Source organism: Rhizobium sp. BK112 (assembly GCF_014193215.1).
GTDB lineage: Bacteria > Pseudomonadota > Alphaproteobacteria > Rhizobiales > Rhizobiaceae > Rhizobium > Rhizobium anhuiense.
Genome location: NZ_JACHYZ010000007.1, coordinates 129,415 through 154,557, shown reverse-complemented (window position 1 = coordinate 154,557; position 25,143 = coordinate 129,415). Strand labels below are relative to the sequence as shown.

Here is a 25,143-nt window from a genome sequence, read left to right as displayed (position 1 = left end):
TTTTCTCCTGTGGAAGGCGACGAAGGCGTTCAGCCCGAAGAATTATTTGAAATTGCCGCAGAGAGTGCGAGGTGACCGGCTCTAATCACAAAACGACGTCACAATAAAGAGCGTTGACGGGGAAAGGCCAAATATCGGTCGGGCGATGGAGGCCGGCGCGACTATCCACGATCGGTTCGCGTAGATTCAGCGCTTCAGGATTTCCAGCCCTTCGACCACCGTCGTTACGGCAAGCTCGGTGATTTCGTATTCGGCGATGCCGTGGATGGTGAAGGGATCGGCGGCGACATAGGCCTCGATCCCAGCGCGCTCGCCGATCGCCAGGATGACGCCGCCGGTGCGCGGCACCTTGCGGCCGGAGGCGAGGAACCAACCCTTCGCATAACCCTCCTTCACCCAGGCCATATGCGGCTCCATCTGCCCGTCGGCTTCATCGTTGGACTTGAGATAGGTGAGGGAGAGAATGAACATGGTGAGTGCCTCAGAAGGTTTGCGCGGATCAGGCCACGCAGCGAGTTGCCGATATAAAGCGTGCCGGCATCGAGATCGGCAAGCGTGAGGCGGCCGACGCGGGCCCTGCGCTGGCAGATGAGTTCGGTGCGCAGCACGCCGGCGAGCAGGCCGCAGGAGATGGGCGGGGTGCGCAGAATGCCGCTCCCGTCGTCGAGGAAGATCGAGGTGATGGTGCCCTCGCAGACTTCGTCGTGCTCGTTCAACAGGATGACTTCATCGGCCTCATAGGGCCCATATTCGGCGCGGGCTCTCTCGTAGACGGCACGGCGTGTGGTCTTGACCCGAAGCAGCCTGTCGGCGGAATCCAGACGGGTCTCGGCGAGGCGGACGATCCAGGTGGTATCGGGCGCCAGCGGCACGAAAGCGGCGCTCGTCACCTCGATGCGGCCTTGCGCGTCGAAAGTCAGGCGGATGCGCAGCGGACCGGTAGCGCCTGCAACGGCTTGGTCGAGCTTGGCCGCCGCGTCGACCGGTTGCGGGAAGCCGAGGCGACCGGCGGAGCGGGAAAGCCGGGCGAGATGCAACTGCCGCCGGATGAAGCCCTCGCCCGGCTGCCAGCGCAGCGTCTCGATCAACGAAAAATCGATCATCGTGCAATCCAATGATCGCCGACAGCGAAGCGGGCCTTGAGCAGGCATTCCTCATATTCGGCCTCGGCGGTCGAATCGAAGACGATGCCGCCGCCGACATTGAAGACGGCCCTGCCGCCCTCAAAAAGCGTGATGGTGCGGATGGCGACGGAAAAACGCATGGCGCCGGCGGGCGAGATCATGCCGATTGCGCCGCAATAGGCGTCGCGCGGGGCATCCTCGAGCGCATGGAGAATTTCCATTGCCCGCATCTTTGGCGCGCCGGTGATCGAGCCGCAGGGAAAAAGCGCGGAAAAGATGTCGCGGATCGAAAGATCGGGGCGGAGCCTTGCCTGCACATGGCTCACCATCTGGTGGACGGTCGGATAGGTCTCGATGTCGAAAAGCTTCGGGACGTCGAGCGTGCCGACTTCGGTGATGCGGGAGATATCGTTGCGCAGGAGATCGACGATCATGCGGTTTTCCGCCTGCGTCTTGATATCGCGGCGCATGGCCTCGATGATTTCGGCATCCTCGGCGGCGGTGGCGCCGCGTTTCGCCGTACCCTTCATCGGATGGGTCTCGATCCAGCCCTGTTCGTCGGTGCGGAAGAAAAGCTCGGGCGACCGCGAAAGGATGACCGGACCGCCGAGATCAACCAGCGCGCCGTATTTGACCGGCTGGCGTTCGATCAGCGACCAGAAGGCGGCACGGGGATCGCCGTTCCAGCGGGCTTCGACCGGCATGGTGAGGTTCGCCTGATAGGCGTCGCCGAGCCGCAGATGCTGGTGGAGGCGGTCGAAGCGCTCCTTATATATAGCGAAATCCCAGGCAGCTTTCGGAGCAGTGAGGAATTCCTCGTTTTCGAGACGCTGTTTGGGCTGGGCAAGCGGATGCGCATCCGGCTGCGGCGCATCGAAGACGCCGAAGCAAAGCAGCGGTGTTTCGCGGTGTTCCCCAGCGAAGGGGGCGAGTTTCTCCTCAAAGAAGTATCCGGCCTCGTAGGCCATATAGCCGGCAAGCCATTTGCCCTCGGCCTTGGCCTGCTCCATCCGGGTAAGACCCGCAAAGAACTCGGCGCGCGTGCTGGCAACGATGATCTCGGCCGGCTCGGCGAAAAGCATCACCTGTCCGGTCGTGTCGTCGCGGAAGAGAATGTAGGGTTGGTCAGCCACGCGCCGCTTTCAATTTGTTCTGCTCCTCATTGCTCAAAATCCAATGGGAGCGTGAGGCATTTTTCCGCTTCTCCCCACGGGGGAGAAGATGCCCAAAGGGCAGATGAGCGGGCGGAGCGGAGCGACGTCCTGAGCACATGCGAAGGACAGGTTCAGCCGTGTCGCCCCCCATCCGCCTGCCGGCACCTTCTCCCGAGGGGAGAAGAGACCCGTTGCTGCCCTTCCGCCTTTGGAGAAGAGATCTCAGCCTCTATCCAACGCTTCCAACTCGTCGATCAGCCCTTCGATCATCGACAGGCCCTGGCTCCAGAACGACGGATCGGTGGCGTCGAGGCCGAAAGGCTTCAGCAATTCCGAGTGATGCTTGGTGCCGCCGGCCCTCAGCAGTTCGAAATACTTCTCCTGGAAGCCTTTCTCGGCCTTCTGGTAGACGGCATAGAGCGAATTCACCAGGCAATCGCCAAAGGCATAGGCGTAGACATAGAAGGGCGAGTGGATGAAGTGGGGGATATAGGCCCAGTAGGTCTCGTAACCCTCCGAAATGTTGATCGCCGGCCCGAGGCTTTCCGACTGGACGGAGAGCCAGAGTTCACCGATGTCGTCGGCTGTCAGTTCGCCTGATTTGCGGGCGGTGTGGAGCTTGCGCTCGAATTCGTAGAAGGCGATCTGGCGCACGACCGTGTTGATCATGTCCTCGACCTTCTGGGCGAGCATCGCCTTGCGCTCGCGCGTGTCGGTGGTCTTTTGCAGAAGCGCGCGGAAGGTCAGCATCTCGCCGAAGACGGACGCGGTTTCGGCAAGCGTCAGCGGCGTCTGGCACATCAGCGCCCCTTGCGCACCGGCGAGAACCTGGTGCACGCCGTGCCCGAGTTCATGGGCAAGCGTCATTACGTCGCGCGGCTTGCCCATATAATTGACGAGCACATAGGGATGGGCCGAGGGAACCGTCGGATGGGCGAAGGCGCCTGGCGCCTTGCCGGGACGGACCGGGGCGTCGATCCATTGTTCGTCGAAGAAGCGCTTGGCGATGGCAGCCATCTCCGGGGCGAAATTGCTGTAGGCCGAAAGCACCGTGTCCTTTGCCTCCGGCCAGGAGATGATGGCGCTGGAGGTTTCCGGCAGCGGCGCGTTGCGATCCCAGAAATTCATCTGCTCCATGCCGAGCCATTTCGCCTTCATCTTGTAATAGCGATGCGAAAGGCGGGGATAGGCTTCACGGACGGCCGCGGCCAGCGCATCGACGACCTCGCGCTCCACCCGGTTTGCCAGGTGGCGACTGTCGGCGATGTCTTCGAAGCCGCGCCAGCGATCGGCGATCTCCTTGTCCTTGGCAAGCGTGTTGGTGATCAGCGTGAAAGTGCGGATATTCGCCTTGAAGGTTTCGGCGAGCGCCATAGCCGCTTTGCGGCGGACTTCAGGGTCCTTTTCCTGCAGCCTGTTCAGCGCCACTTCGAGCGGCACTTTCTCGCCATCGATGTCGTAGCGAAGTTCCGCCATGGTTTCGTCGAAGAGGCGGTTGAAGGCGGCGGCCGATGTCATCGACTTCTCGAGGAAGAGCTGTTCCAGCCTGTCGTCGAGCTGGTAGGGCTTGTCCTTCCTGAGATCGAGCAGCCAAGGGCGATAGTGTCCGGCGGCGGAATCGCTCGCCATGCAGGCGTCGACCACCGCGTCGTCGATGCGGTTCAGCTCCAGCGCGAAAAACAGGAGGTGGCCGGAAAATTCGGTGATCTTGGCCTGCACGTCGCCGTAGAGCTTGCCGTTTGCCGGGTTGGTGGTGTCGGAGAAATAGGTGAGGCCGGCAAAGGAGCCGAGGCGGCCGATGATATCGTCAAGCGCCTCATATTCCTTCAGCGCCGCGCCGATGCCCTCGGCACCAGTCTTCGTCGCGGCCTCAGCGAGTTTGCCCTTCCATTTTTCTTCAAAGGCGATTGCGGCCTTGCCGGCCTTTTCCATGTCGGCGACGAAAGCGGTCGACGTGGCGGAGGGGTAGAGATCTTGCAGCTTCCAGACCGGCAGATCGCCGAGCGCCGGATCGGCGGCTCCAGCTGGCGCTGCTGCCGACAAAAGAAGGCGGGCGTGCGGGAGCTTGATTTTCATGGGTGCAATTCCTCTCCACTTTCATAACAGGTCTGATTGTCTAGCGCATCGGCCCGAAAATCGGAATCGATTTTCGGAAAGCACGATGCGCAGGTTCAAAGTGTTACAGCGTCCTTTGCGCGTCTGAAAAGACGCGCGGCGCTGTAAGCGTGAGAAGCCCCCGCATCAAGGGATTTTCGGCGCATGAAAGGCGTCGCTTCGGCATGAAAATGACCCGTTCCAATCGTTAAAATGCAATTGTTTCTCAAAACTGGATGTTCAAGCCTTTCTGTCAGAGTGCGCTTTATGGTTTCGCATGAAGTGAGGCGACAATGACCGGTTACAATGAGCTCAAGGGAGCAGGGCAAATCCTCGTGGTCGAGGACGACCCGGTGCAGCGCCGCCTGCTCAAGAACGCAATCGAGCGTCACGGCCATGTCGTGCACCAGGCGGAGAACGGCCGTATCGGCCTGGAAATGGTCAAACGCGACGGCGGCCTTTTCAACGTCATCGTGCTCGACCTGATGATGCCGGAGATGACCGGCCTCGAATTCCTCGACGCGCTCCACGAGTTCGGCACGCAGATCCCGGTCATCGTGCAGACGGGCCAGGGCGGTATCGAAACGGTGGTGCAGGCAATGCGCGCCGGCGCCTTCGATTTCGTCGTCAAGCCGGTCTCGCCTGAACGCATCGCCACGTCGATCTCGAACGCGATGAAACTCGACCAGCGCGAGGTCAAGGCGCGGGCCGGACGCCGGTCGCGCTCAGGCTCGGTCGGCTTCGACGACATCGTATCGGCAAGCCCGGCGATGATCCGCGTCATCGATCTCGCCCAGCGGGCGGCCCAATCCAACATTCCCGTCGTGCTCGAAGGCGAATCCGGCGTCGGCAAGGAGCTGGTGGCGCGCGCCATTCAGTCCGGCGGCGACCGCTCGAACAAGCCCTTCGTCACCGTCAATTGCGGGGCGATCCCGCATAATCTCGTCGAGAGCATTCTCTTCGGTCACGAGAAGGGCGCGTTTACCGGCGCGACCGAACGCCATATCGGCAAATTCATGGAAGCCGACGGCGGCACCATTTTCCTCGACGAGATCGGCGACCTGCCGCTCGAAGTCCAGGTGAAGCTCCTGCGCGCCGTGCAGCAGGGCGAAATCGAGACCGTCGGTGCGCGCACCGCGCATAAGGTCAATGTCCGACTGATCTCGGCGACCAACAAGGATCTGATCGAGGAGGTCAAGAACGGCCATTTCCGCGAGGATCTCTACTATCGCCTCAATGTCTTCCCGATCACCATTCCGGCGCTGCGCAAACGCAAGGAAGATATTCCCAATCTGGTGCGCGTCTTTGCCGATCGCTTCTCCAGCGAACAGAAGAGCGGCCGCCGTATGACGGTGAACTCAGGCGCGCTGGCGTTGCTGACCGCCTATGACTGGCCGGGCAATATCCGCCAGCTCGAAAACGCGATCTTCCGCGCGGTCGTTCTGGCCGAAGGGCCGGAGCTGACCGAAGCGGACTTCCCGCAGATCGCTGCCCAGCTTCCGGAATACGAGGTGGTGGATCACCTGGCGCTGGTTGCCGACAATACCGGCCTCGATCCCGACGATAGCTATGGTGAGGAGTTCCGGGCGTCGATATCGGGGGAGGTGCACCACCACCGCCTGTCCGAAGCCTCGGAAAACGCGATCGCCAGCGTCAATCCCGCCGGAGATGTGCGCAAGCTTGCCGATGTCGAGGAAGAACTCATCCGATTCGCACTCAAATTCTATCGCGGGCAGATGAGTCAAGTGGCACGGAAGCTCGGCATTGGCCGATCCACACTTTATCGCAAGCTCAAGGATTACGGTATCGATCCCGATAATCCCCAGAAAGATGCGGCTTAAGCGCTTTTTGTTAAGACTAAGGCAACCACGATTTGTTACCGGTCATAAACCACTTGTTAGTGGCTCGTTCACTATGTAAAGAAAAGGTTGATCATGTGTGGCATTTTTGCCATCGTGTGACCGCATTTGACAGTCATCTGAGACAGTACGGGACATTGTCTGTCTGACGGGGATCGAGTTGCCGAATCTGAATGGGAATTCTAAGCCTTCGCGCTTGAGCTGGCGTTCGTTGGGCGCCAACATTTGCGGAAAGGCAATAAGGACGGTAGCGGCCGCCCTTCTTGCGCTTGCGGTTTCCTCACCGGTATTCGTTGGTACACCTTCGCAGGCAGCGGGCGACACCCGCAGCCTGAAGCTCTATTTCATTCATACCGGCGAAAAAGCCGTCATCACCTACAAGCGCAACGGCAAGTTCGACCCCAAGGGTCTGGAGCAGCTGAACCGCTTCCTGCGCGACTGGCGCAAGAACCAGCCGACGAAGATGGACCCGCGCCTGTTCGACCTGATCTGGGAAGTCTATCGCCAGAGCGGTTCGAGGGACTATATCAACGTCGTCTGCGGTTTCCGTTCGCCGGGAACCAACGAGATGCTGCGCGGCCGCTCGCGCAATTCCGGGGTCGCCGAAAAGAGCCAGCATATGCTCGGCAAGGCGATGGATTTCTTCATTCCCGACGTCAAGCTGGCGACGCTGCGCGCCATCGGCATGAAGATGCAGGTCGGTGGCGTTGGTTTCTATCCGAAGTCGGGCTCGCCCTTCGTGCACATGGATGTCGGTGGTGTTCGCGCCTGGCCGCGCATGAGCCGCGACGAGCTGGTCCGGCTCTTCCCCAACGGCAATACCATTCATATTCCGGCTGACGGCAAGCCGCTACCGGGCTACCAGCAGGCGATGGCCGACTATAAGCGCCGCGCCAGCGGCACGCAGATAGAGATCGCCAGCGCTTCCGAATCGGCGCCAAAACATAAGACGCTGTTTGCCGCGCTGTTTGGCGGCGGAGCGGACGAGCAGGAAGACGAGTCGGATGATTCGACGCCTGTTGCCGTCGCCAAGGCGACGCCGCCGAAGGCGGAGCCCGCCCCGGCTGAGCCCGCTCCGGTCGAGCCGCAGCAGACCGAAGTCGCCGATCTGAACGCGCCCGTGCCGCAGGTTCGCCCCGCATTCAGCGGTCAGCCGGCCGGCAGCGAAGTGGCGAGCGCGCTCGTCGCACCGCCTTCGGGTAATGCCGCACAGCAGGCTCTTGCGGCGGCCCTTCCGGCCGACCAGGCGCCGCCGCAGCAATTCGCCGATCTCAGCGCCTACAGCATTCCGGTTCCCTCGCTTCTCGGCCCGCGCCGCGCGCCCGGCGACGCCGAGGTCGCGTCCGTCGATCCTAGCGTGCTGACGGGTGCGAACGGATTGCCGGTTCCGACGCCGATCGAACGCCCCTCCGTTGCCGAGAACCTGCTTGCCGCCGCCGATGCCGATCCGGAAGCAGATGCCGACGAAGCCGATCAGGACGCGCTGTCTCCTGCCGTCGCCGATGCGCTCGAGCAGCAGCGGAATGAGGGTGAAAGCGAGATCGCGTCGAAGGGGCCGGTCACGGTGGAGCAGGCGATCAACGCCGCGATGACGCAAAAGCCGGCTGCAAAGCCGCCGCTCGAGCTTGCAGCTTTGGCGCCGATGACCAAGTCGGCAAGCTTCGGCGATGGTTTCGACGAGCCGGCCGCCGAAAGCGCCGTGGCACAGGGCCTTCCCACCAAGGGTGGTCGCCCGACGCAGAAGGAAGCCGCAGCAGCGGATGCCAGCCGCACGACGGTGCGCACCGAGCCGAAGCTGACGGAAAAGATGATTTCGCAGTGGGCGCTTACCAACGCTCGGCTCGAAATGGCTTCCAAGCAGGTCAAGGCGCCGCGTTTCGTCAGCCAGACGATGCGCGCCCAGCCGACCGCCGTCTACGCCGAGGGCTTCAATATCAAGACCGCCTCGGTCGACCCGGCCCGCTTCAGCGGCACGGCTGTGAACTTCATGGAAGTGCGCAAGTTCAACACGAATTGAGCCGGCCAATCACGGAAATATCGAAAAACCGCCGGAGCGATCCGGCGGTTTTTCTTTTGGCTGCTTCGATCGGGCAAGATGGCCGTTTGGCCAAGCGGATTCTAAGCAAAAGAAAAGCCGCCGGGCGAAGGCCCGGCGGCTTGGTCGACATCAGTATGCCGGCGGATCAGCCTTCCGGCGGCGCCTCGATCATCCCGAGCGCGTGCAGATAGGTGTCGAGGATTGCTTCCTCTTCCATGCGCTCCTGCTCGTCCTTCTTGCGCAGCGCCACGACCTTCTTCAGGATCTTGGTGTCGAAGCCCATTCCCTTGGCTTCGCCATAGACGTCCTTGATATCGTCGGCGATGGTCTTCTTTTCTTCTTCCAGCCGTTCAATGCGCTCGATGAAAGCGCGGAGCTGATCGCGGGCGACGCCATGAGCATCAGACATCGTGTTCTCCTGATTTTCCGGTGATTAATTTTGGATGCACGTGACTGCCGCGAAGCGGCGTCACGGTCAAGCCTGTTCGGGGCAAGCCGGGCTATTTGTGTGGGTTGTTCAGTTCAAAAGCAGCCTTTTGCACAGGCGAGGCCTCGTTCTGGTGAAGATTCTTCCAGTCCTCATAGGGCATGCCATAGACCATCTCGCGCGATTCGTCCCTGGTAACGGCGACACCTTCGGCCTCGGCGGCTTCGCGATACCAGTTCGACAGGCAGTTGCGGCAGAAGCCGGCCAGATTCATCAGATCGATGTTCTGAACGTCGCTGCGTTCACGAAGATGTGCGACGAGGCGGCGGAAGGCGGCGGCCTCGAATTCGGTCTGCTGTTCCTTGCTGAGCGTGGTCATTTCGCTCTCCTTCGTTCAATAGGGACCGGTGCGTGAGAGGTGGACGTCGTATTCGTGCAAGGCGGGATCGGCATTCATCGCCGCAAAGATCGGCGCCAGGCGTCCGGCCCATGCCGATATGCCGGCGTCGTCTCCCATCAGATCCTGGCGCACCTCGAGCAGCGCGTGCGGAATGCCCGTAATCATGCAGTGGCGGTACATGGTATCGCCCTTCAGCGCCCCGTCATAGGGTTCGTTGTCACCGACCACGAGATCGGGATCGGCGCGCAGCATGTCAAGCAGCGGGCCGACGGCGCGATGATCGCTGTCCCAGAGTACGGCGGCGTGCCAGGGGCGGGGAGTACCTTTCCAGGCCGGGGTGAAGGAGTGCAGCGACAGCACCAGCGGAGCCCGGCCGGTGGCATTCGCCACGCTGTCGATCGTTGCGGCCACGGCATCGTGATAGGGGCGATGGAAGGTTTCGATGCGGTGGTCCCACTCTTCCTGGGTGATCGGATGGTTGCCGGATATGACGGCGCCGTCTGATATTTTCATGATCAGCGTCGGATCGTCCTCGCCGCGGTTCGGGTCGATCAGCAGGCGCGAGAAGCCGCCGAGCACGGCGGGCACGCCGAGTCTTGCCGAAAGCTGCCGCGTCAGGCCCTCGATGCCGATGTCATAGGCGATGTGGCGGGCAAAAGCCGCGTCGGGCAGTCCGAGCCGGCCATATCGCGCGGGGAGGCGGTTCATCGCGTGATCTGCGAGGATCACCATGCCTTTGTCATGTTTGCCGGATAGGATTTCGAAGGATTGGAAGTCGTCCATCAGGGAATTGCCGTTCGTCATTGCGCCGTCGGGCGCAGTGATCGCATGCACCTGCGGCGGGTTCAAGCGCGGCAGGTGGGGAGAGGTCGAGCCGCACCCTCGACAGGCGGTATATGAAAGGAAATATAATCGATTAGCATTGCGTTGACTTTCGCTTGACGGCGGCGCAAGAAGACACGGATACGAATAACCGTGGAGCTATTTGGGAGCCGTGTTGATCCAAGCCGCGCCAAGTTTCCTCACGCGGTCCGGGCCGCTGGTCCGTCTCGCTCTGTTCGCTCTTGCAGCTGCCATGCCGTTTTTTATCGCAGATGCCGCACGCGCCGATTTTCGCGTCTGCAACGGAACACAGAATCTCGTCGGCGTCGCCATCGGATACCGGGCCAAGGATGGCTGGGTGACGGAGGGCTGGTGGCAGGTGCCGGCAACGACCTGCGCTACGTTGATCGAGGGAGAATTGCAGTCGCGCTATTATTACCTCTACGCAGAGGACGCCGCCCGGGGGGGACGATGGACGGGTGACGTGCAGATGTGCGTGGCGGAAAACGAATTCAAGATCACGGGTGTGCAGGATTGTTATGCCCGCGGTTACCAGAAAATGGGATTCAAGGAATATGATACGGGCCGCCAGGGTAGCTGGATGGTTCAGCTCTCCGACACCCCAGGGACGCAAGAAAGCCAGAATTGATGAAGCGCAATCGCAAAATTAAAATCCTCGCCACCCTCGGGCCAGCCTCCTCCGAGGAATCGATGATCGAGAAGCTGCACCAGGCCGGTGCGGATGTCTTCCGCATCAATATGAGCCATGCGAGCCACGACCTGATGCGTACGCTCATCCAGCGCATCCGCTCGGTCGAGGCGCGCTCCGGCCGGCCGATCGGCATTCTCGCCGACCTGCAGGGGCCGAAACTGCGCGTCGGCAAGTTCGTCGACAGCAAGGTGGACCTGAAGCCCGGCCAGACCTTCACGCTCGACAACAACGAAGCGCTTGGCGATCAGAACCGCGTCTATCTGCCGCATCCGGAGATCCTGGAATCGGTGCAGCCCGGCCACCGCCTGCTGATCGACGACGGCAAGCTCGCTCTGCGCGCAGAAAAATGCGACGGCAAGAGCATCGTCACGACAGTTATTTCGGGCACGCGCATTTCCGACCGCAAGGGCGTCAGCCTTCCCGACACGCTGCTCGGCGTCGGCGCATTGACGGATAAGGACCGCGCCGACCTCGACGCCGTGCTCGCCACCGACGATGTCGACTGGGTGGCACTGTCCTTCGTCCAGCGTCCGGACGACCTTGCCGAAGTGCGCAAGATCGCCCGCGGCCGTGTCGGCCTGATGTCGAAGATCGAGAAGCCGCAAGCTCTCGAACGCATCGAGGAAATCATCGAGCTTTCCGACGCGTTGATGGTCGCCCGCGGCGATCTCGGCGTCGAAATGCCGCTCGAATCGGTTCCCGGCATCCAGAAGCAGTTGATCCGCGCCTGCCGCCGTTCGGGCAAGCCGGTGGTCGTCGCCACCCAGATGCTGGAATCGATGATCTCGGCGCCGGTGCCGACGCGCGCTGAAGTTTCCGACGTCGCGACCGCCGTCTTCGAAGGTGCGGATGCCGTCATGCTTTCGGCCGAATCGGCCTCGGGCGACTACCCCGTCGAAGCCGTTTCGACGATGGCGTCGATTGCCACCGCCATCGAGCGCGAGCCGCATTATCCCGGCATCATCTATGCTCAGCGAGCCCAGCCGGAAGCGACCGGCGCCGACGCGATCTCGCTTGCCGCCCGCCAAATCGCCGAGACGCTGAAACTGTCGGCAATCGTCTGCTACACCTCGTCGGGCACCACAGGCCTTCGCGCTTCGCGCGAGCGTCCGCAGGTGCCGATCCTGGCGCTGTCGCCGATCATCAAGACGGCGCGCCGGCTTGCCATCGTCTGGGGCCTGCATTGCGTCGTCACCCATGATGCGACCGATCTTGACGACATGGTCAATCGTGCCTGCCGCATCGTCGCCGACGAAGGTTTCGGCAAGCCGGGCGATCGCATCATCATCTCGGCCGGCGTGCCGCTCGGCACGCCCGGCGCCACCAATATGATCCGCATTGCCTATATCGGCTCCGACGGCCAGAGCGGCGTCTGATCCGATCGTGTCCCTTCGAAAGCCCGCTGCCTCAAGAGGCGGCGGGCTTTTTCGTTGAAGGGCCGGCATTGCCAAGGTTGGCGACACGTGCAAATTTCGAACCTAGCGCTGGAATTGCTCCAGGTTCGGAGGGATCATCATGGATATCGTCACGCTTCTGGCTTTTGCAGCTGTTTCCTTCGTCGGCATCGCGACGCCGGGGCCGACGGTGCTGCTGGCATTGACCAACGGTTCGAGGCACGGCCTGCGCCGGGCGATTGCCGGCATGATCGGCGCGGTGCTGTCCGATTTCGTGCTGATCGGCGCCGTCGCGATCGGGCTCGGTGCGCTGCTGGCGGCATCGGAATTCTGGTTCTCGATGCTGAAATGGGCGGGTGCTGCCTATCTCACTTTTCTCGGTATCATGCTGCTGCGCTCGAAGGGCACGATCGACGCGGCGTTGAAGTCCGGGGCGCCTGCGGGTGCGACATCGCCCTTCTCGATCGGACTGAAAAGCTTCATGGTCGCGGCGACCAATCCGAAGGGCTATCTGTTCTTCTCGGCCTTCCTGCCGCAGTTCATCGATCCGGCCCTGCCGCAGGCAACGCAATATGCGCTGCTTGCGCTGGTCTTTGCCGCACTCGATTTCCTCATCATGTTCGGCTACGCCTTCTTCGGCTCGCAAGCGGTGCGTTTCCTGAAAACCTCAGGCGCCATGTGGCTGGAGCGAGCCTGTGGTGGTGCGCTGCTGGCGCTTGCCGGTTCGCTGGCCTTCTACCGCCGGGCAACTGTCTGAGTTCAGGATCGGGCCAGGGATAGATGGCCGACGCGATAGGCCTGCGTTTGCTCGTCAATCTCGGGAATCTCTCGCCAGAGCCTGAAGCGCACCCGTGTCCAGTTCGTCGGTTCGAAGGCGGAGACCGAGGCGAGCGCGCCGGCTGTCGCAACGTCGGCTGCAGCCTCTGCGCTTTCGGCGCGGCGGATATCGGCGAGCAGCGCGTAAGGCTCTATCCGCAGGATATCGCGTGTGGCGAACCTGGCTGAGGCGATATCGGACGAGATTTCTGCCTGCCAGACGATCCAGGTCCTCACCTGCGGCCAGCCGAAGGCGCTGGTGAGAGCCTCGAACCCGGGGCCGCAGAGGAAGTCGCTTGCTCCTTCCGGCTTCTGCCAGAGATAGAAGGGCGCGTAGAGATTGTCGCGGCTGCCGAACTCCCCCTTGCGAGCGCTGAGATAGGCTTTGAAACCGAGATTGGGAAAGCCGTCGAGCAGCGGACCCTTGTCGCGGATGCGGCGATCGATGATTGACATGTCGTAATCGCCGGGCAGGGTGAAGCCGTATTGCATGGCGATCATGACCGTTTCTCCACCGGTTGCAGCCATTCGACGACGCTGCTGTTTTCCGTGGGCTGGACACTGATATAGCTGAAGGGGCTGTCATCGGCGGCGCCATGCCAGTGACGCTCGCCGGGCGCAAACCAGACGGCATCGCCGGCACGCAATGCTTCGATCGGGCCGCCGTCGTTCTGCGCCAACCCATGACCTGAGAGCACATAGAGCAATTGACCCCTGGGATGGGTGTGCCAACGGGTGATGGTGCCGGGATCGAGCGTCGCCCGCATCGCGGTGTTCTCGCCATCGGCGCTGCCTTCGAGCAGCATCTCGACCCAGAAGGGCGCCGTCGCGACGCCCTCTGGCGAGCGGACCGCCTTGCCGGAGCGTCTAACAGTCGTGATCTTCGGGTTCGAAACGCTCATTGCCGGCCTCCGACCGCACGCAGCCGCCAGTCGGGGTCGGTCATCTGGGCGATGCCGTCGCCGAAGGACCAGTCTTCCGGGGCGCTGGTGCTGATGACGATCATCACATCCTCGGGCCGAAGGCCCGGCGATTGCGCCAGGAGTTCGGCGAGCCGCCGATAGAGCGCCGCCTTCATCTCGGCCGTGCGAGGCCTGCCGATCGTGATGGAGATGTAGACGAAATCGGCGGAGCGCGGGCCGGAGAGGTAGGTGCGGTCGAAGATCAGCTCGTTCTCGTCATGCTGGTGTATAGTCTGGAAACGGTCGTTTTCGGGCACGTCGAAGGTCTCGACCAGTGCACGCTGGATGCTGTCGGCTAGCGCCGTGAGATAGTCCGGCGACTTGCCTTTGCGAAGAGAAATGCGAACGAAGGGCATCGGGATCTCCATGGTTAGGGCCGTCTGTCGGCCTTGACAGCAGAACCATCGCACGGCACGATGATACTGAAAATCAGAATTTTATGGATTAATGATCCTGAAAAATAGGATTATAAGATGCGGCGGACGATCTTCGATCTTGATGTGCTTCGAACCTTTTCGACCGGCATGGAGCTCGGTAATTTCGCCAAGGCGGCCGAGCGGCTCGGGCGGTCGACCTCGGCAGTGAGCGCGCAGCTGAAGAAGCTGGAGGAACAGGCGGGCACGCCGATCTTCCGCAAGGCCGGGCGCGGGCTGGCGCTGACCGATGCCGGCGAGACGATGCTCGGCTATGCCAGGCGGCTGCTGGAACTCAACGACGAGGCGGCTGCGGCTGTTCACAGCGTCGAGCTGGAGGGCTGGGTGCGGCTCGGCCTGCAGGAGGACTTCGGCGAAAGCCTGTTGCCGGAGGTGCTCGGCCGCTTCGCGCGTGCCCATCCGAAGGTTCGCATCGAAGCGCGGGTGGTGCGCAATGCCGAGCTGCTCGAGCGTGTCACATCAGGCAAGCTTGATCTGGCGCTTGCCTGGAGCGATGGCACGCTGACCGCCCATTGCGAGCGGATCGGCGAGGTGCCGATGCGCTGGATCGGACCTGCCGAGGGGCCGCCGGGCTGGCAGGCCGCAAGTGGTGAGCCGATGCCGCTTGCCTCGCTGGAGGCGCCGTGCCTGTTGCGGAGCGCAGCAACCAGGGCGCTTGATGCGGCGGGCATTTCCTGGCGGCTCGCTTTCGTCAGCCCCAGCCTGGGCGGTCTCTGGGCCGCGACGGCGGCAGGCCTCGGTCTCACCATCCGCACGCCGATCGGTCTGCCGGCGAAGGTGCGGCCGCTGGCGCCCGAGACGGTCGGCCTGCCCGATTTGCCGAAGCTCGGTCTGATCCTGCACCGGGCGGAAGCCGAGCCGCAGCCGGCGGCGGCACGCCTTGCCGAGCTCGTACTGCAGTCGGTGCATGGTGCGTTGCGCGAGGTGCTGGCCTGACATCTCCGCATTGACCCTTCGAGCGCGAGCCTGTAGCTTCGCACCGCTATGAAGACGATCACCCTCAATATCGCGACAATCTTCTTCTTGAGCCTCTAAAGGCTCTGCCTTCGGGCATCAGAAGATGCGGCTACTGACCAGCCTTCGCGGCTGGCTCGTTGCCGTTGTTGTAACCACCCTGCGTCTGGCCAAGGAAAGAGCCGGCAGGTTTGGCGATAGAGAGAGCTTTCATGACATCAGCTGTTTACCCGCCGGCGCTGAGCGCTGCGCAGATCGAGCAATTCATCGAAGACGGCTTCATCAGGATCGACGACGCTTTTCCCCGCGCATTGGCCGAGGAAGCTCGTGCCATCATGTGGCGCGATATTCCCTTCGATGCCGATGATCCAAGCACGTGGACGCAGCCCGTCGTGTGGCTTGCCGGTTATGGCGGCGGACCGTTCGAGAAAGCCGTCAATACGCCGGTATTGCATCTGGCCTTCGACCAGCTCGTCGGCAAGGGACGCTGGCAACCACGCGATGGGCTTGGCAGCTTCCCGGTCCGCTTTCCCCATCCCGATGATCCCGGCGATGCGGGCTGGCATGTCGACCTCAGCTTCCCCGGCGAGGATGGCGATCCGAACGAGCAACGGGACTTTTCGGCATGGCGGGTGAACATCACCTCGCGCGGGCGGGCGTTGCTGATGCTCTTCCTGTTTTCGGATGTCGGGGAGGAGGATGCGCCGACCCGTATCCGCGTCGGTTCGCACAAGGATATCGCCCGCCTTCTGGCGCCGGCGGGCGAAGCGGGAATGGCGCATCTCTGGTTGGAACATGTCGGCGAAGAGCGACCGCTGGCCTTGGCGACAGGGCCGGCGGGCACTGTTTATCTCTGCCATCCGTTCCTGATCCATGCAGCGCAGATGCATCGCGGCGGGGAGCCGCGTTTCATGGCGCAGCCCGGCCTTGCGCCTTGCGAACCGCTTCGCCTCGAACGGCAGGACGGCGCCTATTCGCCGGTCGAAATCGCAATCCGCCGGGCGCTTCGGGAGCATTAGCAGAGACGGGATGCATTCGGCCGCGCAAACCGGCTGCATGACATCTGCAGTTTCCATCTCCAGGCGGGCGGCTGGCGGTCGCCCGCGCGCTATCTAGCCGAAGCGTTCGAGCGCCATGGCGAAGATATCAGCGTCGACGTTGCCACCTGAGGTGACGGCGACGACCGTGTCGCTTTCCAGCGCCTCGCCATGGAAGAGAGCGGCCGCCAGCGCCACGGCGCCGCCGGGCTCGACGACGATCTTCAGCCGTGTGAAGGCGAGCGCCATGGCGCGCAGCGCTTCCTCGTCGGTGACGACGATGCCGGCGCCGGCGAGACGCTTGAGGATCGGGAAGGTGATGTTGCCGGGCTGCGGCGTGACGATCGCATCGCAGATCGAGCCTGACACCGAGGCGTTGCGTTCGATCCCGCCGGAGGCGAGCGAGCGGGTGGTGTCGTCGAAATCCTTCGGCTCGCAAGGGCGGACGCGGAAGCCGGGGGCACTGGCTTCCAGGGCGAGCGCGATTCCGGAGGTCAATCCGCCGCCGCCGCAGGGAACGAGAACTTCGGCTGATGTCACGCCTTCCTCTTCGGCCTGTTCGGAGATTTCGAGACCGGTCGTGCCCTGGCCGGCAATGACAAGCGGTTCGTCGAAGGGTTTGATCAGCGTCAGGCCGCGCTCGGCCGAAAGTTTCGCGCCGATCTCGTCGCGGTCCTCGTTGACGCGGTCGTAAAGGACGACTTCGGCGCCGAAGGCGCGGGTGTTCGCGATCTTCAGCTTCGGCGCATCGCTCGGCATGATGATGACGGAGGGGACGTTGTGCAGCTTGGCCGCAAGCGCAACACCCTGGGCGTGGTTGCCGGAGGAGAAGGCGATGACGCCCTTCGAGCGCACCGCCGGATCGAGCCCGGAGACCGCCGACCAGCCGCCGCGAAACTTGAACGAACCGGTATGCTGCAGGCATTCCGCCTTCACGAACAGACGCCGGCCGGCGATCTCGTTGAGGAAGGGGGAAGAGAGAAGCGGCGTGCGTCTGATATGACCGCGCAGGCGGGCGCGGGCTGCGACAATCATTTCAATGCTGGCCATGCGGGAATCTTTCTGCTTGCGGGTTCGCTCATGCATAGGGCGCGGCCAGCCAATTGTGAACGGCGACTTTGTCACGGTGACATGAATATGGCGATGCTGCCTTTGCGGCTCTTGGAGCCGCATCGTGCCTGGTCGATCAGGCGATCCGCCGTCGTCAGTAACCGTTCGCCGACCCCTCCGCCGCGCGGCTGTCCATGGCGCCGTTATATCGGGCGCCGCCACCCTTTTCGATGGCGGCAAGGCTTTTGCCGCCGACGAGGATGCCCGCGGCTTGGCCCCATTGTGGCGCGTCATTGCCGCCATCGAAACTGTAGCCCATGGCGGCGAGCGTCTTTTCGGTATCGGGCGAAAGCGCATAGGGTTCGAGATAGATCTTGTCGGGCTGCCATTGATGGTGCACACGCGGAGCATTGACCGCCTGGCTGATATCCATGCCGAAATCAACGACGTTGAGGATCGCTTCCAGCGTGATGGTGATGATGCGCGAGCCGCCGGGGCTGCCGATCACCATGAAGGGTTTGCCGTCCCGGGTCACGATCGTCGGGCTCATCGAGGAGAGCGGCGTCTTCTTCGGGGCGATGGCATTGGCCTCGCCCTGCACCAGTCCGTAGAGGTTCGGCACGCCTGTTTTGGAGGTGAAATCGTCCATCTCGTTGTTGAGCAGGACGCCGGTGCCCGGCGCCACGACGGCGGCGCCGAAGGAGCCGTTCAGCGTATAGGTGACGGCAACCGCGTTGCCCTCGTCGTCGATGATCGAATAATGCGTCGTCTCGGTGCTTTCCTTGCCGCCGAGCGGTTTGAGGTTCGCCGAGGTGCCGGCCTTGTACGGATCGATCTTGGCGGCGATTTCCAAGGCATACTTCTTGTCGAGCAGTTTCGTGACCGGGTTTTCGACGAAATCGGGATCACCGAGTGCGGCATTGCGGTCGACATAGGCATAGCGCATCGCCTCGACCATGATGTGTACGGTTTCGGCCGAATTGTAGCCGAGATAGGAGAGCGGATAGCCTTCGAGAACATTGAGGATCTCGCAGATGATCACGCCGCCGGAGGAGGGCGGCGGCGAGGAGATGATGTCGTAGCCGCGGTAATTGCACTCGATCGGCTTCAACTCGCGCACGGCATATTGCTCGAAATCCTCCTTGGCGAGAATGCCGCCCTGGGCTTGGCTCGCCTTGACGATCGCTTCGGCGGGCGCGGCCTTGTAGAAGGCGTCGGGACCTTTTTCGGAGATGCCGGCCAGGACGGCGGCAAGGTCCGGCTGCAGGAGTTTCTCACCCGATGCATAGGGCTTGCCGTCGGGTTTCAGGAAGATCTTCGCTGCCGCATCATCCTTGGCGAGGCGCTTGGCGCTGCCGGCGAAACTTGCAGCGTCACCCTGTTCCAGCGTGAAGCCCTCTTTGGCGAAACGGAGTGCCGGCGCGATCAGATCCTGGCGCGATTTCGTGCCGTATTTTTCGCGTGCGGTCTCCAATCCCATGACGGAGCCGGGCACGCCGACGGCGAGATAACCGTCGAGGCTGGCGCGCGGCACGATATCGCCCTTGGCATCGAGATACATGGTCTTCGTCGCGGCAAGCGGCGCGCGTTCGCGGAAGTCGAGGAAGGTCTTCGTACCGTCTTTCAGGCGGATGGTCATGAAACCGCCGCCGCCAAGATTGCCGGCCGAGGGATAGACGACCGCCAGGGCATAACCGACGGCGACCGCCGCATCGACGGCGTTGCCGCCGCTCTTCAGCACCTCGACGCCGACATCGGTCGCCAGATGCTGGGCGGTGACGACCATGCCGTGCTCGGCTTCGACTGGTGCGGGCGAGGCGGCGAAAGCCGAGGTCAGGCCCAGCGACAATGCTGATATGACGGAGATCGTCCCGATATGCAGGCGGCCCATGATTTCCCTCCTATGGACAATGATGGAAAACATATGGGGCTGCGGCAGTTCGCGGCAATGCAAGGGATCAGCTTTAGGTGAGGAGTTCGGCGAGTTTTCTGTTGGTCTCGTCGTCATCGAGGGGCGTATAGACGATGAGCTTCATCTCCGGCCGGTTCGTGAGTGTCAGGCCGGTATGCTCGAAGGACATGCGGCCCTTGACGGGATGGTCGATACGCTTGATGCCGGACAGCGGGCTGATGACCTCGTGGCGCTGCCACCAGTCGCGAAATTCAGGGCTTGCCTCTTTCAGCAGTGCGATCAGCCGTTCAAAATCCGGATCACCGGCATAACGCGCGCTGTCGGCCCGGAACGTCGCCAGCGAGACGCGGGCAACCGATTCCCAATCGACGAGCAGCCGGCGATGCGCGGGGTCGGCGAAGAGACGGTGCATGATGTTGCGTTCGTCGCGGTCGAGCGTGTCATAACCGCCGAAAAGCACGTCGGCGGCACGGTTCCAGGCAAGCACGTCCCATCGACGGCCGAGCACATAAGCCGGCTGGTGGGTCAGATTGGCGAGCATGCGCTGCAGCGGTTCGTCGACGCATTCGGGAGCAGAAGACGTTGGTTGTGGCGCCTGGCGATTGTTGAGGGTGAAGAGATGCCGTCGCTCGGCCTCGTCGAGGCGCAGCGCATCGGCAAGGGCGTTGAGGACCTGCACGGAAGGCCTGATGTCGCGGCCCTGTTCCAGCCATGTGTACCAGGTGGTGCCGACGCCAGCGAGCATGGCGAGTTCCTCGCGCCTCAGACCCGGCGTGCGCCGACGAAGTCCCTCCGGCAGGCCGACCTCGGAGGGCGTCAGCCGCTCGCGGCGGGATCGCAGGAAGGCCGCGAACTCGCGGCGGCGGGCTTCGAATGTGTCGGCTCTTTGGTCCATGGCAGTATTCATATCAGTATCGATACCAGGATAAAACTGGAACTGGTTGCCGTTTCCAGGCCACGCATGATGCCGGTGTCGCAGGTGCTTGAAGCGCCTGCAGCCCGATCAATTCAAGGAGCAGCATCATGTCTTTGCAGCATGTGGTCGTCATCGGCGGTTCTTCCGGCATCGGCCTCGCCACGGCGACATTACTTTTGAAACAAGGATATAGGGTCACTATTGCAGGCCGTGACGGCGAAAAACTCGCGGCGGTCAAGGCTTCGCTCGATGGTAATCTGCGCAGCCTGGTGCTCGATGCGACGCAGCTTTCCACGCTCGGGCAGGCTTTTGCCGGGATCGGCGCGTTCGACCATCTGGTGCTGGCGATGGGCAGCGGCCATGGCGCCGGACCTTTTGCATCGCTCGATATGGCGGATCTGCTTGCCGGGTTCCAGACCAAGCTCATTCCGCATGCCGCGGTAACCCAGGCGGCGTTGCCGCTGTTGCAGCCGGGCGGCAGCATCACTTTCGTTTCGGCGGTCAGCGCGCAGGCCGCGATGCCCGGTACGGCTGGGCTTGCTGCCGTCAATGCCGGCATCGAGGCGATGGTGCCGGTGCTGGCGGCCGAGTTGAAGCCGTTGCGTGTCAACGGCGTTTCCCCTGGGGTCGTCGATACGCCTTGGTGGAGTTTCCTGCCGCCTGAGCAGCGCGGCAGCGTCTTTGCAGATTTCGCAGGCCGCACGCCGGTCGGCCGTGTCGGCAGGCCGGAGGATATTGCGGAGGCGATCGCCTTCCTGGTCGGAAACACCTTCATGAGCGGCCATATCATCACCTGCGATGGCGGCGTGCGTCTTGGCGCCTGAGGCAGGTAAATTCAAACCGGAGAGGTCATGCGCCGTGCAGGGCGCCTGGCCCCAATGGCGACACGGCTGCGACCTTTCGATCACGTGATGCGGCGGCAAGCCTTTCCTCGGCGCTGCGGGCGATTGCCTGCAGGTCGCGCGGCTTGCCTGATATCTTCTCCATGGCGGCGATGACGACATCGGTTGCGAGGTAGTCCGGCTTATGGCCGACGCCGCGAACGGTGATGAGCTCGGAGCCCGATATGTCGCGGGCAAGGCCGCGCGAATGCAGGTGCTCCCAGACGATCTCGTCGCGGTCGCCTGTTATGATGACGGTCGGCGCGGTGATCTGCGAGTAGAGCGGCGACTGTTCCTTCACATAGGCCAGCAGTCTTTTGAAATCGGCGGCGTTATTGTGGAAGGCGCGGGGCCGCAGCACCAGTGACGGGCCGGTTTTTTCGATATAGTCGGCCGGGCGCGGATTGGGGCGGAAGACGTTCAGCGTGCCGCGCTCCAGCCGGCTCAGCCCGAGCGGCACGACGATCGCATGGTTGAAGAGCCAGCCGACGACCGGCACGGTTGCGACATGATAATACCAGTCGATGCCGCCCGGCCATGGATGGGTGGCGGGTGCGAGGAACAGCAGGCCTGATGTCTTATCGGGATGGCGCAGGCCGAAGGCGGCGGTGATCGCGCCGCCGAAGGAATGGCCGACAATGATCGCCTTCTCGATGCCGCGCTTTTCCATCAGCCTGGCGATCGCATCGGCCTGGCCGGAGGGAACGGCGTTCTCAGGGCCGCCGCGCTCGGAATAACCATGACCGGGACGATCAACGAACAGCATTTCCGCCCGGCCTTCGAGTGCTGCGTGAAAGGCGACGACCTGGTCGAGCAGATTGCCGCTGGCGCCATGAATGAAGACAAGCGGCGGCAGATCCGCATTTTCGGGACGCTTGATGTGGACGGCATTCATGCAGTAGCCGCCGACATCCGTCAGTTCGCCGATATTGGGATAGGCGTGTTCGAATTGCCGCGCCTTATAGGATGAGTAACCGATGGCGGCGGCGAGCGGGGCGAGAAGAGCGGAAACTTCTGCAAGCATGATGTTAACAACGAGCGACAGTTGCGGGATGAGCTGCGGGCGAACAAACCGCTACATCATTCCCTCTATATTCTAAAATTGCGCGACGTGATCCGACGTCAAGATGTCAGCCCGGGAATCAGGTGCGGTTGCCGGCGAGTTTTTCGGCAAGCGTGTTGACCTGTTCCTGCGCGGTGCGTTCGGCGGGATAGACATCGAGGAAACGCTCCCAGGCCTTCAAGGTCAGTTGGTCGTTGCCGGAATTGCTAAGAATCGCCGCCATGCCGGAGAGTGCGCCGAAATGGCGCGGCTCGAGATCGAGCACACGTTCGATGTCGGACATCGACTTGCGATAATTGCCCATGACGAAATTCAGCGTGGCGCGGCGGTTCCAGCTTTCGGCATAATCGGGCTTCAGCGCGATCGCCTCGTCGAGGAAGTCGAGGGCAGCCGGATTGCGCTTTTCCTCGATCGCCTTGTCGGCCCACTGCATCAGCAGATTGATGGTGGCGCTGCCGGAATCGTTCCATTCCATGCGGATTTCATTGGCGATGCTGCTGGCCTTGTCGGGGTCGCGCTCACGCTTCAACTGGCTGAAGAGCTGGTCGAGGTGCTGCTTCGGCGAACTGCTGACATCCGTCTGTTCGACGATGACGTCCTTTTCCGCGGCGGTGGCCGGAAAAGTGGCGGAGAGGAGAATGAGGGCGAGCGGCAGCGCCGCTGATGTCAAAGCAAAAAAGCGCATGGCGGACATATTAGCCCGCCAACGCCGAAGATCAAACAAATTTGACGTGATCACCATAGTGACCCACCGGATATATCCGCCGGCGCAAGCTCACGCGGCGCGGCGATCCGGATGCGCGAAATCAGCCCTGACGAGCCTTGTAGCGCGGGTTCAGCTTGTTGATGATGTAGATGCGGCCCTTGCGGCGAACCAGACGGTTGTCACGGTGACGAGCCTTGAGCGACTTGAGCGAATTCTTGATCTTCATTTTTCTGATCCGCGATCTCTATGGGGGAATTCACATTCGCCCGTATCTTTAACAATCAAAAGCGCGCCATCGGGCGCGCTCTTTAGGTGGGGGAGCAGATACCTCTTCACCTTTTCCATGTCAACCGCATGAAGGTGTTTTTCCCAAGGCGTCGCGGTGTTTTCTCAAGCCGAAACCGGTGATTTCGGCGTCAAGGTGGTGACGTGGCCCATCTTGCGGCCGGAGCGCCACTCGGTCTTGCCATAGAGATGAACCAGCGTATCGGGACGCTGCAACCAGTCGGGAACGGCAAGGATATCGTCGCCGATCAGGTTCTGCATGACGCAGTCGGAATGACGCTCGCCATTGCCGAGCGGCAGGCCGGCGACGGCGCGGATATGCTGCTCGAACTGGCTGACGACGCAGGCGGCTTCCGTCCAGTGACCGGAGTTGTGGACACGCGGCGCCATCTCGTTGGCGATCAGACCACCGTCGCGCAGCACGAAGAATTCGATGCCGATGACGCCGACATAGTTCAAGGCGGCGAGGATCTTTTCGGCCGATCGGCGCGCAATATCCGCCGTCGCTGGCGAGATCGTAGCGGGAACCGTCGAGGTGTGAAGGATGCCGCTGCGGTGGACATTCTCGGCGGGATCGAAGCAGACGACCGTGCCGTCGGTGGCCCGCGCGGCGATGATCGAGACCTCGCGCTCGAAGGCGACGAAACTTTCGAGGATGAGTGGCACGCCGCCGAGCGCGGCATAGGCGCCATCTGCGCTGTCGGCCACGGAGCGGAAAACCATCTGGCCCTTGCCGTCATAACCGAGACGGCGCGTCTTCAGCACGCCCTGACCGCCGAAATCCTTCAGTGCCATCTCGAGATCGGCCTGGCTGTCGACCGCATGGAAGCGGGCGGTCGATATGCCGCAGCCATTGAGAAAGCGCTTTTCGACGAGGCGGTCCTGGGCGGCTTCCAGTGCCTTCGGCGGCGGATAGACGGACACGCTCGCCGAGAGCGTCTCGGCAGCTGCGACGGGCACGTTCTCGAATTCGTAGGTGACGACATCGCAGATATCAGCGAGTTCGGCGAGTGCCGCCGGATCGTCATAGGCGGCGGTAATCTGCCGGTTGGCGAGCTGGGCGGCCGGGCAGTCCGCCTGCGGCTCGAGGATGATCGTGCGAAAATTCAATCTGGCGGCGGCAATGGCCAGCATGCGGCCAAGCTGGCCGCCGCCGATTATGCCGATCGTTCTTGCCGTCATAGGTCGTCCATCGGGTATTCGGCGACGGCGGCACTCTGGCGCTCGCGCCATTCGTCGAGCCGGTCGGCGATTTCTTCGTCGGAAAGGGCAAGGACGGCTGCGGCGAGAAGGGCGGCATTGACCGCGCCGGCCTTGCCGATGGCGAGCGTGCCCACCGGAATGCCGGCCGGCATCTGCACGATGGAAAGAAGGCTGTCCTGGCCGGACATGGTCTTTGACTGGACCGGCACGCCGAAGACCGGCAGCGGCGTCATCGATGCGGCCATACCCGGCAGGTGGGCAGCGCCGCCGGCGCCGGCGATGATGACCTTGAAGCCCTCCGCCCGCGCTCCCTTGGCGAAATTGACCAGCCGGTCGGGTGTGCGGTGCGCCGAAATGATGCGCGCATCGTAAGGGATCTCAAGCGCCTCCAGCGTGTCGGCGGCGTTCTTCATGGTCTCCCAGTCGGACTGGCTGCCCATGATGATGGCGACGGGCGGTCTGTCTGTCATCGTTGCTGCTATTCCCTCTCAGGCGATGATGTCAGGGATGATCTGATCTTCCAGCTTGGAGAGCCTGTCCTTGATGACGAGCTTCTTCTTTTTCATACGCTGGATCCGCAGAGCATCGCATCCGGTCTGGATCATGGCGTTGATCGCGGCGTCGAAATCCTCATGCTCCTGGCGCAGACGCGCCACTGTGAGCCTGATTTCCGCCTGTTCCTGATCGGCCATATGCAATCCCCGTTATCGTGCTCGGACGTTGTCCGATCTGCCGATGATTTCCGCAAGCTCCTATCACCAAATACAGGTAACGGCTAGTTAGTCTTGATCATGAAATTGCCATCCAGTCTTCATCTTTTGGCCTTCGACAAGCCTTCAAAAATATGTCACAGTCCCCGCCGTTGACACCTTGATCCCCGACGATGTTGGCCGGGGAGGG

The 25,143-nt window shown here is 62.4% G+C and carries 26 protein-coding genes and 1 pseudogene; 8 read left to right on the top strand and 19 right to left on the bottom strand.

Translation table 11 applies throughout. The annotated features are described in order from the left end of the window. Nucleotides 1-186: 186 nt before the first annotated feature. From FHT75_RS20295 to FHT75_RS20280, 4 genes and pseudogenes are all read right to left on the bottom strand, one after another. A complete protein-coding gene (locus FHT75_RS20295; RefSeq protein ID WP_047616412.1) occupies nucleotides 187-471 on the bottom strand; it encodes a YciI family protein in 285 nt (94 codons plus the stop codon). An 8-nt stretch (nucleotides 472-479) separates the two neighbouring features. Then, nucleotides 480-1,103: pseudogene (locus tag FHT75_RS20290) on the bottom strand (aminotransferase class IV family protein); the annotation flags it as partial. Further along, complete coding sequence (locus FHT75_RS20285) at nucleotides 1,100-2,206, bottom strand: aminodeoxychorismate synthase component I (protein ID WP_210294485.1); 1,107 nt, start codon at nucleotides 2,204-2,206, stop codon at nucleotides 1,100-1,102. The gene FHT75_RS20285 and the pseudogene FHT75_RS20290, both read right to left, overlap by 4 nt. 294 nt (nucleotides 2,207-2,500) lie before the next feature. Next, a complete protein-coding gene (locus FHT75_RS20280) occupies nucleotides 2,501-4,354 on the bottom strand; it encodes a M3 family oligoendopeptidase (protein WP_029867998.1) in 1,854 nt (617 codons plus the stop codon). A gap of 311 nt (nucleotides 4,355-4,665) precedes the next feature. Here FHT75_RS20280 and FHT75_RS20275 point away from each other — a divergent pair, with 311 nt between their 5' ends. Beyond that, nucleotides 4,666-6,213, top strand: a complete 1,548-nt coding sequence (locus FHT75_RS20275) for a sigma-54-dependent transcriptional regulator (RefSeq protein WP_028755997.1) — start codon at nucleotides 4,666-4,668, stop codon at nucleotides 6,211-6,213. A 178-nt stretch (nucleotides 6,214-6,391) separates the two neighbouring features. Then, a complete protein-coding gene (locus FHT75_RS20270; protein ID WP_028755996.1) occupies nucleotides 6,392-8,248 on the top strand; it encodes a DUF882 domain-containing protein in 1,857 nt (618 codons plus the stop codon). Between the two features lie 166 nt (nucleotides 8,249-8,414). Here FHT75_RS20270 and FHT75_RS20265 read toward each other — a convergent pair whose 3' ends face one another. From FHT75_RS20265 to FHT75_RS20255, 3 genes are all read right to left on the bottom strand, one after another. After that, nucleotides 8,415-8,678, bottom strand: a complete 264-nt coding sequence (locus FHT75_RS20265) for a DUF2312 domain-containing protein (RefSeq protein ID WP_008533181.1) — start codon at nucleotides 8,676-8,678, stop codon at nucleotides 8,415-8,417. A gap of 91 nt (nucleotides 8,679-8,769) precedes the next feature. Beyond that, a complete protein-coding gene (locus tag FHT75_RS20260; protein ID WP_028755995.1) occupies nucleotides 8,770-9,075 on the bottom strand; it encodes a DUF1244 domain-containing protein in 306 nt (101 codons plus the stop codon). A gap of 15 nt (nucleotides 9,076-9,090) precedes the next feature. Continuing rightward, the gene (locus tag FHT75_RS20255; RefSeq protein WP_028755994.1) at nucleotides 9,091-9,879 is read right to left on the bottom strand and encodes an N-formylglutamate amidohydrolase; all 789 of its coding nucleotides are present in this window, start codon (nucleotides 9,877-9,879) and stop codon (nucleotides 9,091-9,093) included. A 202-nt stretch (nucleotides 9,880-10,081) separates the two neighbouring features. Between FHT75_RS20255 and FHT75_RS20250 the strand changes: the two genes are divergently transcribed. The 3 genes from FHT75_RS20250 to FHT75_RS20240 all read left to right on the top strand — a co-directional run bounded on the left by FHT75_RS20250 (nucleotide 10,082) and on the right by FHT75_RS20240 (nucleotide 12,781). Beyond that, nucleotides 10,082-10,567 (top strand): DUF1036 domain-containing protein, encoded by a 486-nt coding sequence (locus FHT75_RS20250; RefSeq protein WP_017967841.1) that lies wholly within the window; start codon nucleotides 10,082-10,084, stop codon nucleotides 10,565-10,567. Next, entirely contained in the window at nucleotides 10,567-12,006 is a 1,440-nt protein-coding gene (gene pyk, locus FHT75_RS20245; RefSeq protein WP_028755993.1) for a pyruvate kinase, read from the top strand. Before FHT75_RS20250 ends, pyk begins: the two co-directional genes overlap by 1 nt. A 139-nt stretch (nucleotides 12,007-12,145) precedes the next feature. Then, nucleotides 12,146-12,781, top strand: a complete 636-nt coding sequence (locus tag FHT75_RS20240; RefSeq protein WP_028755992.1) for a LysE family translocator — start codon at nucleotides 12,146-12,148, stop codon at nucleotides 12,779-12,781. 2 nt (nucleotides 12,782-12,783) lie between these two features. On the opposite strand, the gene FHT75_RS20235 is transcribed toward FHT75_RS20240, so the two are convergent. From FHT75_RS20235 to FHT75_RS20225, 3 genes are read right to left on the bottom strand one after another with little or no spacing between them, the layout of a single operon-like run. Next, the gene (locus FHT75_RS20235; protein ID WP_028755991.1) at nucleotides 12,784-13,341 is read right to left on the bottom strand and encodes a DUF4865 family protein; all 558 of its coding nucleotides are present in this window, start codon (nucleotides 13,339-13,341) and stop codon (nucleotides 12,784-12,786) included. Beyond that, nucleotides 13,338-13,742, bottom strand: coding sequence for a cupin domain-containing protein (locus FHT75_RS20230; protein ID WP_028755990.1), 405 nt, complete (start codon nucleotides 13,740-13,742; stop codon nucleotides 13,338-13,340). Before FHT75_RS20230 ends, FHT75_RS20235 begins: the two co-directional genes overlap by 4 nt. Then, the gene (locus FHT75_RS20225) at nucleotides 13,739-14,158 is read right to left on the bottom strand and encodes a tautomerase family protein (protein WP_028755989.1); all 420 of its coding nucleotides are present in this window, start codon (nucleotides 14,156-14,158) and stop codon (nucleotides 13,739-13,741) included. The genes FHT75_RS20230 and FHT75_RS20225 overlap by 4 nt, the downstream gene beginning before the upstream one ends. Nucleotides 14,159-14,275: 117 nt before the next feature. Here FHT75_RS20225 and FHT75_RS20220 point away from each other — a divergent pair, with 117 nt between their 5' ends. Both FHT75_RS20220 and FHT75_RS20215 read left to right on the top strand, forming a co-directional pair. Beyond that, complete coding sequence (locus tag FHT75_RS20220; RefSeq protein ID WP_028755988.1) at nucleotides 14,276-15,172, top strand: LysR substrate-binding domain-containing protein; 897 nt, start codon at nucleotides 14,276-14,278, stop codon at nucleotides 15,170-15,172. 230 nt (nucleotides 15,173-15,402) lie between these two features. Further along, on the top strand, nucleotides 15,403-16,209 hold the full coding sequence (locus tag FHT75_RS20215) for a phytanoyl-CoA dioxygenase family protein (RefSeq protein WP_028755987.1): 807 nt from the start codon (nucleotides 15,403-15,405) through the stop codon (nucleotides 16,207-16,209). A 93-nt stretch (nucleotides 16,210-16,302) separates the two neighbouring features. Here FHT75_RS20215 and FHT75_RS20210 read toward each other — a convergent pair whose 3' ends face one another. The 3 genes from FHT75_RS20210 to FHT75_RS20200 form a co-directional block, all read right to left on the bottom strand. Then, nucleotides 16,303-17,277 (bottom strand): threonine/serine dehydratase, encoded by a 975-nt coding sequence (locus FHT75_RS20210; protein ID WP_028755986.1) that lies wholly within the window; start codon nucleotides 17,275-17,277, stop codon nucleotides 16,303-16,305. Between the two features lie 154 nt (nucleotides 17,278-17,431). Beyond that, complete coding sequence (gene ggt / locus FHT75_RS20205) at nucleotides 17,432-19,168, bottom strand: gamma-glutamyltransferase (protein ID WP_028755985.1); 1,737 nt, start codon at nucleotides 19,166-19,168, stop codon at nucleotides 17,432-17,434. A 73-nt stretch (nucleotides 19,169-19,241) separates the two neighbouring features. Then, nucleotides 19,242-20,096: a helix-turn-helix transcriptional regulator gene (locus FHT75_RS20200; protein WP_028755984.1), complete on the bottom strand. Its 855-nt coding sequence runs from the start codon at nucleotides 20,094-20,096 to the stop codon at nucleotides 19,242-19,244. Between the two features lie 116 nt (nucleotides 20,097-20,212). Here FHT75_RS20200 and FHT75_RS20195 point away from each other — a divergent pair, with 116 nt between their 5' ends. Beyond that, nucleotides 20,213-20,929, top strand: a complete 717-nt coding sequence (locus FHT75_RS20195) for an SDR family oxidoreductase (RefSeq protein ID WP_028755983.1) — start codon at nucleotides 20,213-20,215, stop codon at nucleotides 20,927-20,929. Nucleotides 20,930-20,954: 25 nt separating this feature from the next. On the opposite strand, the gene FHT75_RS20190 is transcribed toward FHT75_RS20195, so the two are convergent. The 6 genes from FHT75_RS20190 to FHT75_RS20165 form a co-directional block, all read right to left on the bottom strand. After that, entirely contained in the window at nucleotides 20,955-22,010 is a 1,056-nt protein-coding gene (locus FHT75_RS20190) for an alpha/beta fold hydrolase (protein ID WP_029867997.1), read from the bottom strand. A 118-nt stretch (nucleotides 22,011-22,128) separates the two neighbouring features. Then, a complete protein-coding gene (locus FHT75_RS20185; RefSeq protein ID WP_028755487.1) occupies nucleotides 22,129-22,743 on the bottom strand; it encodes a tetratricopeptide repeat protein in 615 nt (204 codons plus the stop codon). A 112-nt stretch (nucleotides 22,744-22,855) separates the two neighbouring features. Beyond that, the gene (gene ykgO, locus FHT75_RS20180; RefSeq protein WP_003582204.1) at nucleotides 22,856-22,981 is read right to left on the bottom strand and encodes a type B 50S ribosomal protein L36; all 126 of its coding nucleotides are present in this window, start codon (nucleotides 22,979-22,981) and stop codon (nucleotides 22,856-22,858) included. Nucleotides 22,982-23,145: 164 nt separating this feature from the next. Then, nucleotides 23,146-24,222 carry a 5-(carboxyamino)imidazole ribonucleotide synthase gene (locus tag FHT75_RS20175; RefSeq protein WP_029867995.1) on the bottom strand — a complete coding sequence of 359 codons (1,077 nt, stop codon included), beginning with the start codon at nucleotides 24,220-24,222 and terminating at the stop codon, nucleotides 23,146-23,148. Further along, the gene (gene purE / locus FHT75_RS20170) at nucleotides 24,219-24,713 is read right to left on the bottom strand and encodes a 5-(carboxyamino)imidazole ribonucleotide mutase (protein ID WP_028755489.1); all 495 of its coding nucleotides are present in this window, start codon (nucleotides 24,711-24,713) and stop codon (nucleotides 24,219-24,221) included. The genes FHT75_RS20175 and purE overlap by 4 nt, the downstream gene beginning before the upstream one ends. An 18-nt stretch (nucleotides 24,714-24,731) precedes the next feature. Continuing rightward, the gene (locus FHT75_RS20165) at nucleotides 24,732-24,935 is read right to left on the bottom strand and encodes a YdcH family protein (protein WP_017968168.1); all 204 of its coding nucleotides are present in this window, start codon (nucleotides 24,933-24,935) and stop codon (nucleotides 24,732-24,734) included. Nucleotides 24,936-25,143: the final 208 nt, after the last annotated feature.

Bases quoted from the DNA above. Each gene is read 5' to 3' on its own strand.
- FHT75_RS20280 (WP_029867998.1), bottom strand. From the start codon at position 4,354: ATGAAAATCAAGCTCCCGCACGCCCGCCTTCTTTTGTCGGCAGCAGCG.
- FHT75_RS20255 (WP_028755994.1), bottom strand. From the start codon at position 9,879: ATGGACGACTTCCAATCCTTCGAAATCCTATCCGGCAAACATGACAAA.
- FHT75_RS20210 (WP_028755986.1), bottom strand. From the start codon at position 17,277: ATGGCCAGCATTGAAATGATTGTCGCAGCCCGCGCCCGCCTGCGCGGT.
- FHT75_RS20190 (WP_029867997.1), bottom strand. From the start codon at position 22,010: ATGCTTGCAGAAGTTTCCGCTCTTCTCGCCCCGCTCGCCGCCGCCATC.
- ykgO (WP_003582204.1), bottom strand. From the start codon at position 22,981: ATGAAGATCAAGAATTCGCTCAAGTCGCTCAAGGCTCGTCACCGTGAC.
- FHT75_RS20240 (WP_028755992.1), top strand. From the start codon at position 12,146: ATGGATATCGTCACGCTTCTGGCTTTTGCAGCTGTTTCCTTCGTCGGC.
- FHT75_RS20225 (WP_028755989.1), bottom strand. From the start codon at position 14,158: ATGCCCTTCGTTCGCATTTCTCTTCGCAAAGGCAAGTCGCCGGACTAT.
- FHT75_RS20185 (WP_028755487.1), bottom strand. From the start codon at position 22,743: ATGTCCGCCATGCGCTTTTTTGCTTTGACATCAGCGGCGCTGCCGCTC.
- FHT75_RS20235 (WP_028755991.1), bottom strand. From the start codon at position 13,341: ATGATCGCCATGCAATACGGCTTCACCCTGCCCGGCGATTACGACATG.
- FHT75_RS20275 (WP_028755997.1), top strand. From the start codon at position 4,666: ATGACCGGTTACAATGAGCTCAAGGGAGCAGGGCAAATCCTCGTGGTC.
- FHT75_RS20265 (WP_008533181.1), bottom strand. From the start codon at position 8,678: ATGTCTGATGCTCATGGCGTCGCCCGCGATCAGCTCCGCGCTTTCATC.
- FHT75_RS20195 (WP_028755983.1), top strand. From the start codon at position 20,213: ATGTCTTTGCAGCATGTGGTCGTCATCGGCGGTTCTTCCGGCATCGGC.
- FHT75_RS20200 (WP_028755984.1), bottom strand. From the start codon at position 20,096: ATGAATACTGCCATGGACCAAAGAGCCGACACATTCGAAGCCCGCCGC.
- FHT75_RS20165 (WP_017968168.1), bottom strand. From the start codon at position 24,935: ATGGCCGATCAGGAACAGGCGGAAATCAGGCTCACAGTGGCGCGTCTG.
- FHT75_RS20285 (WP_210294485.1), bottom strand. From the start codon at position 2,206: ATGCTTTTCGCCGAGCCGGCCGAGATCATCGTTGCCAGCACGCGCGCC.
- ggt (WP_028755985.1), bottom strand. From the start codon at position 19,168: ATGGGCCGCCTGCATATCGGGACGATCTCCGTCATATCAGCATTGTCG.
- purE (WP_028755489.1), bottom strand. From the start codon at position 24,713: ATGACAGACAGACCGCCCGTCGCCATCATCATGGGCAGCCAGTCCGAC.
- FHT75_RS20230 (WP_028755990.1), bottom strand. From the start codon at position 13,742: ATGAGCGTTTCGAACCCGAAGATCACGACTGTTAGACGCTCCGGCAAG.
- FHT75_RS20175 (WP_029867995.1), bottom strand. From the start codon at position 24,222: ATGACGGCAAGAACGATCGGCATAATCGGCGGCGGCCAGCTTGGCCGC.
- FHT75_RS20260 (WP_028755995.1), bottom strand. From the start codon at position 9,075: ATGACCACGCTCAGCAAGGAACAGCAGACCGAATTCGAGGCCGCCGCC.
- FHT75_RS20295 (WP_047616412.1), bottom strand. From the start codon at position 471: ATGTTCATTCTCTCCCTCACCTATCTCAAGTCCAACGATGAAGCCGAC.
- FHT75_RS20215 (WP_028755987.1), top strand. From the start codon at position 15,403: ATGACATCAGCTGTTTACCCGCCGGCGCTGAGCGCTGCGCAGATCGAG.
- pyk (WP_028755993.1), top strand. From the start codon at position 10,567: ATGAAGCGCAATCGCAAAATTAAAATCCTCGCCACCCTCGGGCCAGCC.
- FHT75_RS20220 (WP_028755988.1), top strand. From the start codon at position 14,276: ATGCGGCGGACGATCTTCGATCTTGATGTGCTTCGAACCTTTTCGACC.